Raw genomic sequence first — 14,003 nt, forward strand, 5'->3', positions numbered from 1 at the left:
GTCGGGTCGGGGGGACCGGGCCACCGGTGTCGCGGCGTTCGTTGCGCCGGGTCGCCGACCCGCGTCGGTCCAGCGGGGCGGTGCGCCGAGCCGAGCGGTCAGTTGACCCGACGGGCCGTGTCAGTCCGCCGAGTCGGCCGACCAGCCCGAGTCCGCCGACCAGCCCGACTGGGCCGAGACACCCGACGGGGCCGACCAGCCCGAGTCGGCCGAGTGGTTCGGCGCGGGAGCCGGTGCCGGCGCCGGCGCGGGAGCTGGCGCCGGAGCAGGAGCCGGCGCGGGTGCCTGCGTGCGCGGGGCCGGGGCCGGGCTCGGCGCCGACGGCGCGGAGGCCGGGCTCGCCGGGGAGGCGGGCGACTGGGGCGAGACGGGCGACGGCGCGGAGACCGGCGACTGCGCCGACACCGGCGAGTCGGTCGACGGTGCGCTGGGCGTCTGGTCCGCCGACGTCGCGGTGACGGCCGAGGTATTCGTCCGCGGGTCCGACGGGTCGACGGCGGCGGGCGCCGAGGCGGCGGAGAGCATCGGGGTCGACAGGTGCGGAAGCACCCGCAGCTCGCGGCCGTCCCCGTTCGAGCTCGCGGCGTCGGAGCCGGGCTCGGAGGGCGACTCGCCGTCGGCGATGGCCACCGAGCTGCCGGCGACGATCGCGGCGACGGCCAGCGTCCCGGTGGTGATCCACATCTTCTTGCTCATGGCGTGTCCTCTCGTGGCCCGCTGGGGCCGTTCCTGGGAGGTCCGGGGGCCGTCCTCCACGATGACCACCACGATGCCCGGGCTTTCTGTGAGGGCGAGGACAAACAGATGAAACCCCTGTCATGGCCGGGATACCCGTCATGCTGCGGCGCCGGCCCGGCGCCCACCGCCCCCGCGTACCGTACCGACATGCCTACGTGGGACGCCGAGCCGGGGGTGGTACGCCTCCCGGACGGTCGCACGGTGCGCGGCACCGGTCGGAGAGTGGCCCGCGACGACGCCTCGCCGCCCGACCACGCCGTCTACCTGCTGGCCCGCGACCCGCAGGAGACCAGCTGGCCGAACCGCTGGGTCCGGTGGCGTGACTTCTCGTTGCCCGCCTCCACCGAGGATGCCCTGGACGCGCTGCGGGACGCCCACGCGAGAGCCGCCGACGAGCGGGTGGAGATCGCCTGCCACGGAGGAACGGGCAGGACCGGAACCGCGCTCGCGGTCCTCGCCGTCATGAGCGGGGTCCCGGCCGAGGACGCGGTCGGGTGGGTCCGCTCCGCCTACCGGCCGCGCGCCGTCGAGACCCGGCGGCAGCGCGAGTGGATCCGGGCCGTCGCCGCCCGGCTGACCTGAGCCGGGGACGTCCAGGGCCCGACCAGGGAGCAACCGACCGCGGCCAGACACCCACCCGGCGTGCGCCCGGTTCGGTCAGAGGGTCGCGCAGTACTCCGCGCCGGCGGCGGCGCCCTCGTCGACCGCCTCGGTGTCGAGCCGCATCAGGCCCTCGACCACGCTGGTCGACGCCTCCGAGAGCGGCTCGTGGCCGGGCATCGTCCACGCGTTGAGCCCACCGCCGAGCCCGGAGAACCCTCCGGCGCGGGCCATGATCAGGCTCTCGGCGCTGCCCGCCGGCGCCTGGATCTCGAGCCACTCCTCGGCCGGCCGGTCGTCGCCGTCCACCGACGTGACGAGCGCGCACGCCTGGGCGAGGCGCCCTTCCTCGGTGACGTCGGGGTCCCCCTCGGGCAGATCGTGCCCCTCGCACGCGGTCACGAGGTCGTCGAGGCTCTGCTGCAGGCTCTCCAGGTCGATCCTCTGCAGGCTCTGCATCATGGTGGTCGCCGGCTCGAGCAGGTCCTCGTAGCCCTCGAGCGGTGAGTTGGTGGTCGCTCCGAGCAGTCCGGCCGCCCCGCCGGCCGCAATGAGCTCGGGAGCGGTGTCCGGCCCGATGTACCCCTCGATCTCCTCCATCGGCGTGCCGGCGGCGGCGTCGACGGCAAGCGCGCACGCGTAGGAGGCGAGACCGTCGGCGTCGAGCTGGGGCCCGACCGCGTCCGCACCCGAGCCCGAGCACCCGGCTGCCGCGAGCAGCGCGAGCACTCCGGTGGCCGCCGTCATGATCCTCGTGGTCCTGCGCGTCATGGTTCCCTCTCCGTCGCGGGACGGCACCAGTCGCCGACCACCCCACACGGTAGGGCCCCGCCGCCGGCCGAGGGCCGCCCCGGTCGGAGACCTCTGCCCGGGGCGGCCCACCCGCGGCGCGCGTCCCCGAGTCCCGTGCCCGCACCGCGCGACCCGCACCCCGCACCGCGCGACCCGCACCCCGCACCGCGCACGCCCCTCCCCGTAGTGTCCACGCATGGACGGATGGCAGTTCTGGATCGACCGCGGCGGGACCTTCACGGACGTCGTCGCCCGCCGCCCGGACGGCTCGCTCGTCACCCACAAGCTGCTCTCCCACGACCCCGGCCGGCGCGCGGACGCCGCCGTCGCCGGCATCCGGCACGTCCTCGGGCTGGCGCCCGACGAGCCCGTCCCCGCCGAGCAGGTCGACGTCGTCCGCATGGGCACGACCGTGGCCACCAACGCCCTGCTCGAACGCACCGGGGAGCCCACCGCGCTCGTCGTCACCCGCGGCTTCGCCGACGCGCTGCGGATCGGCTACCAGGAGCGCCCCCGCATCTTCGACCGCCACATCGTGCTCCCCGAGATGCTCTACGAGCGGGTGATCGAGGTCGACGAGCGGGTGACCGCGCGGGGCGAGATCCTCACGCCCCCCGATCTCGACAGCCTCGAGCCGGAGCTGCGCCGGGCGCGGGCCGACGGGATCGACGCCGTCGCCGTGCTGTGCCTGCACAGTCACCTGTACCCGGACCACGAGCGGGCCGTCGGCGACCTCGCCCGACGTCTCGGGTTCGGTCAGGTCTCGATCTCCAGCGAGGTCAGCCCGCTGATGAAGGTCGTCCCCCGCGGGGACACCACGGTCGTGGACGCCTACCTCTCCCCCGTCCTCGCCCGCTACGTCGACCGGGTCGCGGCAGACCTGCCGGGCGTGCGGCTGCTGTTCATGCAGTCCTCGGGCGGCCTGACCGAGGCCCACGCCTTCCGCGGCAAGGACGCCATCCTCTCCGGCCCCGCGGGCGGGATCGTCTCGATGGCCGAGCTCTCGGCGCGGGCCGGGCTCACCCGCGTGGTCGGCCTCGACATGGGCGGCACCTCCACCGACGTCTCCCACCACACCGGCGAGCTCGAGCGCGACTTCCACACCGAGGTCGCCGGGGTCCGGCTGCGCGCGCCGATGCTCGCGATCCACACCGTCGCGGCCGGGGGCGGCTCGGTCCTGCACGTGACCGACGGCCGGTTCACGGTCGGCCCGGACTCCGCCGGCGCGGTCCCCGGTCCCGCCTGCTACCGGCGCGGCGGCCCGCTCACGCTCACCGACGCCAACGTCCACCTCGGCCGCATCGACCCCGCCTCGTTCCCCCACGTCTTCGGCCCCGGCGGCGACGAGCCCATCGACACCGACATCGTCGACCGCCTCTTCACCGAGCTCGCCGACCGCCTGCGGGACGAGACCGGCGTCGACCGCTCGCCCGAGGAGGTGGCGGAGGGGTTCCTCGACGTCGCCGTCGCCACGATGGCCGGCGCGATCAAGAAGGTCTCCGTCTCCCGCGGCCACGACGTCACCGACCACGCCCTGACGACCTTCGGCGGCGCCGGCGGCCAGCACGCCTGCCGGGTCGCCGACGCGCTGGGCATCTCCACCGTGCTCGTCCCGCCGATGGCCGGCGTGCTCTCCGCCCTGGGGATGGGGCTCGCAGACGTCACCGCCATGCGCGAGCAGTCCGTCGAGACGATCCTCGACGACGACGCCGAACCCCTCCTCGCCGACGTCGCCGACCACCTGGCGGCCGAGGCCCGTGCCGAGCTCGCGGATGCCGAGGGCCCGGTCGAGGTGCTCGCCCGCGCGCACCTGCGCTACGAGCGCACCGACACCGCGGTGCAGGTGCCCCTCGGCCCACCCGGTGCTATGCGGGCGGCCTTCGAGGAGGAGCACCGCCGCACCTACTCCTTCCTCCTCGACCGGCCGGTCGTCGTCGAGGCCGTGGCGGTGGAGGCCCTGGTCCGCTCCGGGCGGCCGACGATCGCCGCCGACCTCGGCGCCGACGCGGAACCCGCCGAGGTCGCCATGCACACGGGTGGTGAGGCACGGAGGGTGCCGCTCCGGCGTCGGGCAGGGGTCGACGGCGTCCTCGCCGGTCCGGCGATCGTCGTGGACCCGGACTCGACGACGGTGGTCGAGGCCGGCTGGACTGCGCGGGTGCTCGAGGACGGCGCCATGCTGCTCGAGCGGTCGACGCCGCGGGCGGCGCCCACCGCCGGCACGGTCGCGGACCCGGTGATGCTCGAGGTGTTCAACAGCCTGTTCATGTCGGTGGCCGAGCAGATGGGCGCCCGGCTGGAGGCGACCTCGCAGTCGGTCAACATCAAGGAGCGACTCGACTTCTCCTGCGCCCTGTTCGACCCGACGGGGCACCTCGTGGCCAACGCCCCGCATATCCCCGTCCACCTGGGCTCGATGGGCGCCACCGTCCAGGAGGTCCTGCGCCGGCGCGGTGAGCAGCTCCGCCCCGGGCAGGTCGTGGCCGTCAACGACCCGTACCACGGCGGGACACACCTGCCCGACGTCACCGTCGTCACCCCCGTGTTCGACGACGACGGGACCGAGCTGCTCTTCCTCGTGGCCTCGCGCGGGCACCACGCCGAGATCGGCGGGCTCACGCCCGGGTCCATGCCGGCGACCTCGAGAACGGTCGACGAGGAGGGGATCCTGTTCGACGACCGGCTCGTCGTCGACGACGGGCGGTTCCTCGAGGACGAGACCGAGGAGCTGCTGACGTCCGGCCCCTACCCCTCGCGCGACCCGGCGACGAACCTCGCCGACCTGCGCGCCCAGGTCGCGGCGAACGCCACCGGCGTCGCCGAGGTGCGCGCCCTGGTGGACCGCTACGGGCTCGACGTCGTGCAGGCCTACATGCGGCACGTGCAGGACAACGCCGAGGAGTCGGTGCGGCGCGCGGTCGCCCGCCTGACCGGCGGGACCTGGGACTACGCGACCGACGCCGGCGCCCGCATCCGGGTGCGGGTCGAGGTGGACCGGGCGGCGCGCACGGCGACGATCGACCTCACGGGCACGTCCGCGCAGCTGGCCACGAACCTCAACGCCCCGACGGCGGTGACCACCGCGGCGGTGCTGTACGTCTTCCGCACGCTCGTCGACGCCGACATCCCGCTCAACGACGGGTGCCTGCGGCCGCTGCGGATCGTGGTCCCGGACGGGTCGATGCTCGCTCCGACGCACCCCGCGGCGGTGGTGGGCGGCAACGTCGAGACCTCGCAGGCCGTCACCGGCGCACTGTATGCGGCGCTCGGGGTGATGGCCGAGGGCGCCGGGACGATGAACAACGTCACCTTCGGGAACGAGCGGTTCCAGTACTACGAGACCCTGGCCTCCGGCTCCGGGGCGGGCGACGGGTTCGACGGCACCGACACCGTCCAGACGCACATGACGAACTCGCGGCTGACCGATCCCGAGGTGCTCGAGTGGCGCCTGCCCGTGCTGCTCGAGTCCTACACCGTCCGGCGCGGGAGCGGTGGCGAGGGCCGGTGGCGCGGGGGCAACGGCGGGGTACGTCGGATCCGGTTCCTCGAGCCCTCCACCGTCAGCCTGCTCACCGGCAACCGGGTCGTAACGCCGTTCGGGATGGCCGGCGGGCGCCCCGGGGCGCTGGGCCGCAACCGGGTCGAGCGCGCGGACGGCGAGGTGGTCGAGCTCGGCGGGGTCGACACGGCCGAGGTCGGGCCGGGCGACGTCCTCGTCGTCGAGACGCCCGGCGGCGGAGGTTACGGCGAGCCCTAGTTCGTCGAGCGTGCGGTTGCGAGTCGTCGAGCGCGCGGTCCGCCGACCTCCACCGCCCTCGTCCGGGGACCGGGGCGTAGCCGGCCGACCTCTACCGTGGGCCCATGCGCATCCTCGGCAACGTCCTGTGGATCGTCCTGGCCGGGTTCTGGCTCTTCCTGTTCTACGTCGCCGCCGGAATCATCGCCTGCATCTTCATCATCACGATCCCGTTCGGACTCGCGTCCTTCCGGCTTGCCGGTTACGCGGTCTGGCCGTTCGGGCGTCGCGCCGAGATCCGGCGGGACTTCGGCATCCTGCACGTGGTCGCGAACATCATCTGGATCGTCCTCCTCGGTTGGGAGCTCGCACTCGTCCACCTGGTCGCGGGTGCGCTGCTGTGCCTGACGATCATCGGCATCCCGCTGGGGATCGCCTGCTGGAAGATGGTGCCGCTCGCCTTCCTCCCGTTCGGGACCCACATCGTGCCGGTGCGCAGCCGCGCCGACGACCCGTTCGCCGCCGCGCCCGGCCGGTAGGCCCCGCGTGCCCGGCCGGTAGGCCGCGCTCGCCAGTGCCCGGATCGCGCCTCGGTCGCCTGCGCGCGGCCGCGGCACTCCGGAGGCGGCCGACCGCCCACCCGGTCCGGATCGCGCGTCGCCCCTTGACGTGCAAGCGCTTGCATGCGAGGTTCCCCCCACCCGACAAGGAGGTAGGGACACCATGCGACGACTACGAGCTCTGACGGTGGCGACGGGCGGTGCGCTCGTCCTGGGCGGCTGCGGCTTCCTCACCGGCGACGACGGCGGCGGGAACTCCGGGGCGAACGGCGGCGAGTGCGAGCCGACCACGCTCCGGGTCGCCATGATCCGCACCGCCAACGACCCCGGCACGATCGCGGCGCAGGAACTGGCAGACCGCGTCTCCGAGCGCACCGACGGCGACGTCGACGTGCAGATCTACCCGGACAGCCAGCTGGGCGACATGAACGACGCCTACGCGGGCGTCGCGAGCGGGGAGATCGACGCCTACTACGAGACGATCTCGACGTACTCGACCCTCAGCGGTGCCGAGGCGTTCACCGCCCTGACCGTGCCATTCCTGTGGGACAGCTACGAGCAGTTCGCGGCCGTCCTCGAGACCGAGGAGTTCGCCGAGCTCTTCGACGAGGCCGCGGAGGCCACCGGGGTGCGGGTCGTCAACGCCTCCGGGGACAACGAGCCGCGGGCACTGACCGCGAACCGTCCGGTGGAGACCCCCGAGGACATGGCCGGCCTGAGCATCCGGATCGCGGACGCCCCGATCCCCCAGGCCTTCGCCGTGGCGCTCGGCGCCGAGCCGCAGGTCATCGCGCTGTCGGACCTGTACTTCTCGCTGCGCCAGGGCGTGGTCGACGCGCAGGAGACCGGGTCGATCGCCGTCGTCAACAACAGCATCTTCGAGGTGCAGGACTACTACATGCCGACGGACTACATCCGCGACGTGCGGGCCTGGTACGTCAACGACGATCTGTGGCAGGGCATGTGCGAGGAGCACCGCACGATCCTCTCCGAGGAGATGGATCAGGCCGGCGAGGACGTCACCGGGTCGACCCGCGACGAGCTCGAGGCCGCCATGGAGGTCATCGAGGAGAACATGACCGTGGTCGACGTGGACGTCGACGCGTTCCGCGAGGAGCTCGACGGCGAGTTCGACCAGTTCGACGGCGACATGTGGCCCGAGGGCACCCTCGACATGGTCGAGGAGCTCGCCGCCGAGCACGCGGACGCCGCCTGACGCACCGCGACCGGGGCGGCGGCCCGCACACCCTCGAGCCGCCTGCCTCGCGGTGCAACCGCTTGCACGAACAGACCCCCAGAAGGAGACACCATGGACTCCGACGCACCGACACCACCGGGCCGAGGACCGACGAGGCGTGAGGCCCTCGTGAGGGCCACCTCGCACGGCCTCGCCGCGATCGCGGGCGGGCTGCTGCTCGTCCTGTTCGTCGTCAACGTGGTCCAGATCGGCGCACGCCCGCTCATGGGCGGCTGGATCTGGGTCAACGACCTCAGTCGCCTGCTCATCACCTGGGTGATCATGATCGGCGCGTCGGCCGCCGTCGGGCTGCGCGAGCACCTCGTCGTCGACTTCGTCGTGGACCGCGTGCCGGCGGCGTTCCGCACGGCGTGCGCCTACCTCACACGTGTGATCGAGCTCGCGATCGGCGTCGTCCTGCTGGTCTCCGGCACCATCGTGGCGCTGGACCGCATGAGCATCCAGTACATCCAGCTGGGCATCCCCACGGGGTGGGCGTACCTCGCCGTCCCCGCGCTCGGCCTCTTCCTCGTGCTGTTCGGCGTCCTGCGGGGCGTCCGCGGTCCCGAGGGACCGGCACTGGCCACCGCCGACGCGGGTGCGGCGTCATGACCGAGATCGCCGTCCTCTTCGTCACCATGTTCGCGCTCATGGCGCTGGGCACACCCATCTTCGTCGCCATGCTCGCGGCAGTCCTCGTCACCCTGTTCGCCGGTGGACTCGGCTCGGCCACGGTGCTGCCCACCCAGGTGGCGGCCGGCGTCGACTCCTACGAGCTGCTCGCCATCCCGTTCTTCGTCCTCATGGGCTCGCTCATGTCCCAGGCCGGACTGACCGAGCGGATCGTCGCCTTCCTCATGTACTTCATCGGCGGCATCAAGGGCGGGCTCGCGCACACCGTCATCGGGTCGAGCGCCTTCGCCTCCTCGGTCAGCGGGTCCGCCCCGGCCGCCGCGTCGATGATCGGCTCGGCCATGCTGCCGATCATGCGGCGGTCCGGGTACCGGCAGGAGTTCTCCGCCGCCGTCGTCGCGTCCTCCGCGATCCTCGGCCCGGTGATCCCCCCGAGCGTCCCGATGGTGTTCGTCGCGCTGGTGACCTCGCTGTCCGTCGGACAGCTGTTCATCGCCGGCATCGGCCCGGGCATCCTGCTCATCGTCGGCCTCGTCGTCGTCGTGGCCCTGCGCAGCCGGGGCACCGAGCGGATCCCCGACACGGAGGCGGTCAACCCGTACCGGGAGGACGGGCTGCTCGCCGTCACGCTGCGCGCGCTGCCGGCCCTGCTCACGCCCGTGCTCATCATCGCCGGGGTCATCGGAGGATTCGCGACCGTCACGGAGATCTCGATCCTCGCGTCCGCCTACGTGCTCGTGCTCGGGCTCGTCTACCGGACGCTGGACCTGAGGTCGCTGTTCGACGTGTTCACCCGAACCGCGCAGTTCGCGTCGACGATCATGATGATCTTCGCCGCCGTCGCGGGGTTCACCTACATCGTCGCGCTCACCCGGCTGGGTGACCGGATCGACCAGCTCGTGATCGACGCCGGGCTCGGCTCGCTGACGTTCCTCCTGCTGACGATGCTGTTCTTCCTCGTCATGGGCATGATCATGGACGCGATCCCGGCGATCCTCATCTTCGTCCCGGTCCTGCTGCCCAGCGCGATCGAGCTCGGCATCGACCCGATCCACTACTCGGCGATGGTCGTCGTCAACCTCATGGTCGGCCTCATCACCCCTCCGGTGGGCGCCCTGCTCTTCGTCACGACGAAGCTCGCGCGCGTCTCCTTCGTCCCGCTGGTCAAGGAGACCGCGCCGTTCATCGGCGTCTACTTCGCGGTGGTCCTCCTCACCACTCTCGTGCCGGCCCTGACCACCGCCCTGCCGGGCCTGCTGTTCTGACCCGGCCCCCCTGCTCACACCGCACCGACGCGGGCGCCGGGACCCGGCCCCGCACCGACGAAAGGACATCCAGTGCTCGAGAAGTACCTCGACTACGTCACCGGCATGCTGGGGCGGGTCGTCGAGTCCAACGCCGAGGTCCTGCCCCGCGTGATCGACGAGACCGCGCGACGCGTGACGGAGGACCGCCTCATCTACGTCTACGGACCCGGCGGGCACGCGAACATCGCGAGCCAGGAGGCGTTCTTCCGTGCCGGCGGGCTGATGAACATCTCGGCGATCCTCGACGAGGGCACGATGCTGTCCAGCGGCGCGCGGCGGTCGATGGCGATGGAGCGCACCCCGGGTTACGGGCGCGTCGTCATCGACCACTCCGGCCTGGGTGAGGGCGACCTCATCCTCATCGTCAACTCCTACGGCATGAACTCGGCCGTCGTCGACTCCACGCTGCGGGCCAAGGAGCTGGGGGCCACGGTCGTCGGCGTCAGCTCCCGCGAGCACGCCGAGACCATCGGACCGGACCACCCGGCCCGGCACCCGTCCAAGCAGAACCTCCACGACCTGGCGGACCTCTTCCTGGACTCGCACGTGCCGGTCGGGGACGCCGTGGTCTCCTTCGACGCCGACGTCCCGAACGCCGGGGCCGTGTCGACGTTCGCCAACGCCTTCCTCATGAACGCCATCCAGATGCTCACCATCGAGCGGGTCCTCGCCGAGGGGGGTCGGCCGGCCGTGTGGACGAGCGGGAACGCTCCGGGCGGCGACGAGGCGAACGCCCGGCTCGTCGACCGGTTCACCGGCCGCATCAAGCTGCTCTGAGCGACGGAGGACACAGACGATGGAGCTCATCCAGAACCACACCCTCGCCGAGCTCGGCGCCGACGGTGCACGGATCGCGGCGCGGGCGATCGCCCGGGCGCACGACGAGGGGCGGGAGGCCACGGTCCTGCTGGCCGCCGCGCCCAGCCAGGTCCCCGTCCTCGACGCGCTGCTGGGGGCGGACGTCCACTCCCGACCGGTGCGGTACTTCCACATGGACGAGTACGTGGGGCTGCCCGCAGCGGCGCCCCAGGCGTTCGGCCGGTGGCTGGAGGACACCTACCTCGCCCGCCTCCCGCAGGGCAGCCCGTACGTCTTCGAGCGGATCGACGCCTCGGGCGCGGCGTCGGCGGCGGCGAGCGACTACGGGGCGCGGCTGCCGGACGGCGACTTCGACCTCGTGCTGTGCGGGATCGGCGTCAACGGCCACCTCGCGTTCAACGACCCGGGCGCGGACCTGGAGGACCCCGAGCCGGTGCGCCACATCGAGCTCGCGGAGGCCTCCCGGACGCAGCAGGTCGACGAGGGGCTGTTCCCCGAGCTCACGGCCGTGCCCCGGCACGCCATCACGGTCACCGTGCCGCGGATGCTCGCCGCCCGCACCATCGTCTGCTCGGTCCTCGGGGCGGCGAAGGCCGAGGCGATGCGTGCGATGCTCGAGAACGCCGTGACCAACGAGGTCCCCGCGACCGCGTTGAAGAACCACCCGGACGTCACGGTGCTGGCGGACCTGGAGGCGCTGAGCCGTGTCGCGTGAGACGTACGAGGGCCGTGACGTCCTCACCGGCCGCCCCGTGCGGGTCGCCGTGCGCGCGGGGGTCATCGACGAGGTCGCGCTGCTCGACACGTCCGACGGGCTGCCCTGGCTCAGCCACGGCCTGGTGGACCTGCAGGTCAACGGGTTCGGCGGCACCGACGTCAACGCGGCCGATCTCACCGTCGACGACGTCGGCCGCCTCGCGCGCAGCCTCGCGGCGCAGGGGACGAGCCACTGGGTGCCCACGATCGTCACGCAGAGCCACGAGCGCGTCGCGCACGCCCTGTCGGTACTGGCCGACGCGGTGGCGAGCGACCCGGTCGTGGCCGCGTCCGTGCCGTGCGCGCACATCGAGGGGCCGTTCATCTCGCCGCTCGACGGGCCGCGCGGGGCGCACGACCGGGACCTCGTCCGGGAGATCGATGTCGACGAGGTGCGGCGCTGGCAGGAGCTGTTCCCGATCGGCTACCTCACCGTCTCGCCGCACGGCGAGGACGCCCCGGCGAAGATCTCCGCGCTGCGCCGGCTCGGCGTCGCGGTGGCCATCGGCCACACGCACGCCACGGCCGAGCAGGTCGCCGCGGCCTCCGTCGCCGGCGCGACCCTCTCGACCCACCTGGGCAACGGGGTGCGCGCCGAGCTCCCCCGGCACCCCAACCTGCTGTGGGAGCAGATCGCGGACCCGACCCTGTCGGCCGGGCTCATCGCCGACGGGCACCACCTGCCGGCCGCGGTGCTGGAGAGCGTCGTGCGCGCGAAGGGACCGCAGGGCTGCTACCTCGTCTCGGACTCGGTCGCGCTCGCGGGCTCCCCCGCCGGCCGGTACACCACGCCGGTCGGGGGCGACGTCGTCCTGTCCGACGACGGTCGGCTCGCCCTCGCCGACGACGACCGGCTGCTCGCCGGCTCCGCGGTCTCCCTCGCGCACTGCGTCCGGTTCGCGGCCACGCGCACCCAGCTCGCGCTGCCCGACGTGTTCGCCATGGCCACCCGGGTACCCGGGAGGCTGCTCGCCGACCTCGCCGGTTCGGGCGGCGTCGGCCGGATCGAACCGGGCGCGCAGGCCCACCTCGTCCTCTGGGACACGGACCTCGCCTCGCTGAAGGTCGTGGGGCCCGCCGGCGGCACGATCGACGCATGAGCCGACCCGTGAGTCCTCGCGCCCCGCGCCCGGCGCCCGTGACCATCACCGACGTCGCGCGGGCGGCCGAGGTGTCGACGTCGACGGCCTCGCGCGCGTTCAACCATCCGCACCTGCTGCGGGAGGACACGGTCGCCCGGGTCAAGGCGGCGGCCGACCGGCTCGGCTTCCGCCACAACAGGTACGCGAAGGCGCTGAGCACGGGCAGGTCCTCCGCGCTGGGGCTCATCGTCCCCGACCTGTCCAACCCGTTCTTCCCGCCGCTGGTGCACGCCGCCCAGCTCGCCGCGGAGGAGCAGGGGTACTCGCTCTACATCCTCAGCAGCGAGCACAGCGTGGCCCGCGAGAAGCAGCTCGCCGCCCTGGTCAGCCGCGACGTCGCCGGGCTCGTCCTCGCCTCGACGCGGATGTCGCGCTCGCACGTGCTCTCGGTCGCGGACCAGGTGCCGACGGTGCTGATCAACGCCCGCGTCACCGGCCTGTCATCCGTGCTCGTCTCCGCCGCACAGGCGATCTCCGACGCCGTCGCCGACGGCGTGCGCACCGGGGCGTCGGGCGTGGCCTACATCGGGAGCAAGGAACGCTGGTGGCCGAACATGGAGCGGGAGACGAGCGCCCGCACGGAGGCCGCCGGGCACTCCCTGCCCTACCGGTACCTCGAGCTCGACGAACCGACCTACGACGCCGCGCGACTGCTCGTCGGCGACCTCGAGGTCCGCGAGGGCGAGCTCGTCGTGGCCTTCGACGACATCGTCGCCCACGCCGTCCTCGACGGGCTGGCCGCCCGCGGCCTGCGAGCACCCGACGACTTCCGGGTCCTGGGCTGCGACGACGCCCTACCCATCAGCACCCAGCCCGCGATGTCCACGGTGCACCTGGACACCCGTACCGCCGCGCGCACGGCGATCGACCTGCTGCTCTCCGACGACGCGGGTGCGGGTGCCCGGCAGGTCGTCGTCAGCGGCTCCTACCGCAAGGGCGAGACGACGTAGGGGCCGCCGTGAGCCGGCGTACTTCCGGCGCCCGAGCAGGGCCATCCTGTCCGGGAGGTCAGGCCGCCACGACGGTGACGAGTCCGTCGAGACCGGCAAAATCGTCGGTGTTGTGGGTGATCACAGCGGCACCGTGTGCCGCGGCCGTCGCCGCGATCATGAGGTCGATGACACGGCCTCGAACGTCGCGTCCGCCGGTCAGCACAAGTCCGCACACGGTCTCGTACGCATCCGCCACTGCGTCGTCGAACGGGATTCCAGCGCCCAGGACCGTTCGAAGCCGCGTGATCCGTGCCTCGCGACGCGCCCGTTCGACCGGGTCGACGGTCTTTCGGAGACCGTAGCCGAGCTCGGCCCACGACAGCGACGAGACGGCGACGTCGTAACCGGGGTGCGAGAGCGACTCCGCCACCAGCAGACTGGTGTCGAGAATCGCCCTCACTCCGCCTGCTCCCACGGGTCGGCGGGATCGACTGCGGCACGGTCGATTGCGATCTCTCGCGCCCAGGCGTCGTCGGCGCCGAACTCTCGCAGCAACGAGTCGATCGCTTCGCTGGCGACCCAGCGTGGCCTGCGATGGCCTGCGACCTCCGCCACCGGTTCGCCGTGATCGGTGATCGTGTAGGTCGCACCACCCTTGACCTCGCGCAGCATTCTCGTCGGATTCTGGCGCAACTCACCGATGCTGATGGTCTTGCTCATACACACCTCCGGGTCCAGACAATTATCTACA

The 14,003-nt window shown here is 72.8% G+C and carries 14 protein-coding genes; 10 read left to right on the forward strand and 4 right to left on the reverse strand.

Annotated elements, in window-relative coordinates; translation table 11 throughout:
* Nucleotides 1–120 precede the first annotated feature (120 nt).
* Nucleotides 121–696: a hypothetical protein gene (locus tag ACZLKG_RS11395; protein WP_463648785.1), complete on the reverse strand. Its 576-nt coding sequence runs from the start codon at nt 694–696 to the stop codon at nt 121–123.
* A gap of 189 nt (nt 697–885) precedes the next feature.
* On the opposite strand from ACZLKG_RS11395, the gene ACZLKG_RS11400 reads away from it, so the two are divergent.
* Nucleotides 886–1,320, forward strand: coding sequence for a protein-tyrosine phosphatase family protein (locus ACZLKG_RS11400; RefSeq protein ID WP_463648786.1), 435 nt, complete (start codon nt 886–888; stop codon nt 1,318–1,320).
* 75 nt (nt 1,321–1,395) lie between these two features.
* On the opposite strand, the gene ACZLKG_RS11405 is transcribed toward ACZLKG_RS11400, so the two are convergent.
* Nucleotides 1,396–2,109: a hypothetical protein gene (locus ACZLKG_RS11405; protein ID WP_425709934.1), complete on the reverse strand. Its 714-nt coding sequence runs from the start codon at nt 2,107–2,109 to the stop codon at nt 1,396–1,398.
* A gap of 217 nt (nt 2,110–2,326) precedes the next feature.
* On the opposite strand from ACZLKG_RS11405, the gene ACZLKG_RS11410 reads away from it, so the two are divergent.
* The 9 genes from ACZLKG_RS11410 to ACZLKG_RS11450 all read left to right on the forward strand — a co-directional run bounded on the left by ACZLKG_RS11410 (nt 2,327) and on the right by ACZLKG_RS11450 (nt 13,270).
* Nucleotides 2,327–5,887 carry a hydantoinase B/oxoprolinase family protein gene (locus ACZLKG_RS11410; RefSeq protein WP_463648787.1) on the forward strand — a complete coding sequence of 1,187 codons (3,561 nt, stop codon included), beginning with the start codon at nt 2,327–2,329 and terminating at the stop codon, nt 5,885–5,887.
* Between the two features lie 104 nt (nt 5,888–5,991).
* Nucleotides 5,992–6,405, forward strand: a complete 414-nt coding sequence (locus tag ACZLKG_RS11415) for a YccF domain-containing protein (RefSeq protein WP_463648788.1) — start codon at nt 5,992–5,994, stop codon at nt 6,403–6,405.
* Between the two features lie 184 nt (nt 6,406–6,589).
* The gene (locus ACZLKG_RS11420) at nt 6,590–7,642 is read left to right on the forward strand and encodes a TRAP transporter substrate-binding protein (RefSeq protein ID WP_463648789.1); all 1,053 of its coding nucleotides are present in this window, start codon (nt 6,590–6,592) and stop codon (nt 7,640–7,642) included.
* A 93-nt stretch (nt 7,643–7,735) separates the two neighbouring features.
* A complete protein-coding gene (locus ACZLKG_RS11425) occupies nt 7,736–8,275 on the forward strand; it encodes a TRAP transporter small permease (RefSeq protein ID WP_463648790.1) in 540 nt (179 codons plus the stop codon).
* Entirely contained in the window at nt 8,272–9,561 is a 1,290-nt protein-coding gene (locus ACZLKG_RS11430; RefSeq protein ID WP_463648791.1) for a TRAP transporter large permease, read from the forward strand. Before ACZLKG_RS11425 ends, ACZLKG_RS11430 begins: the two co-directional genes overlap by 4 nt.
* 72 nt (nt 9,562–9,633) lie before the next feature.
* Entirely contained in the window at nt 9,634–10,380 is a 747-nt protein-coding gene (locus ACZLKG_RS11435; RefSeq protein WP_463648792.1) for a sugar isomerase domain-containing protein, read from the forward strand.
* Nucleotides 10,381–10,399: 19 nt separating this feature from the next.
* Nucleotides 10,400–11,137, forward strand: coding sequence for a 6-phosphogluconolactonase (locus tag ACZLKG_RS11440; protein ID WP_463648793.1), 738 nt, complete (start codon nt 10,400–10,402; stop codon nt 11,135–11,137).
* Nucleotides 11,127–12,278 (forward strand): N-acetylglucosamine-6-phosphate deacetylase, encoded by a 1,152-nt coding sequence (locus ACZLKG_RS11445; protein ID WP_463648794.1) that lies wholly within the window; start codon nt 11,127–11,129, stop codon nt 12,276–12,278. The genes ACZLKG_RS11440 and ACZLKG_RS11445 overlap by 11 nt, the downstream gene beginning before the upstream one ends.
* Nucleotides 12,275–13,270, forward strand: a complete 996-nt coding sequence (locus ACZLKG_RS11450) for a LacI family DNA-binding transcriptional regulator (RefSeq protein ID WP_425709925.1) — start codon at nt 12,275–12,277, stop codon at nt 13,268–13,270. Before ACZLKG_RS11445 ends, ACZLKG_RS11450 begins: the two co-directional genes overlap by 4 nt.
* 58 nt (nt 13,271–13,328) lie before the next feature.
* Here the strand turns inward: ACZLKG_RS11450 and ACZLKG_RS11455 are convergent, their stop codons facing one another.
* Together ACZLKG_RS11455 and ACZLKG_RS11460 are read right to left on the reverse strand one after the other, a co-directional pair.
* Nucleotides 13,329–13,712, reverse strand: coding sequence for a PIN domain-containing protein (locus tag ACZLKG_RS11455; RefSeq protein WP_425709924.1), 384 nt, complete (start codon nt 13,710–13,712; stop codon nt 13,329–13,331).
* On the reverse strand, nt 13,709–13,972 hold the full coding sequence (locus tag ACZLKG_RS11460; protein WP_425709923.1) for a type II toxin-antitoxin system Phd/YefM family antitoxin: 264 nt from the start codon (nt 13,970–13,972) through the stop codon (nt 13,709–13,711). Before ACZLKG_RS11460 ends, ACZLKG_RS11455 begins: the two co-directional genes overlap by 4 nt.
* Nucleotides 13,973–14,003 lie beyond the last annotated feature (31 nt).

Source organism: Georgenia sp. Z2081, from assembly GCF_055326445.1.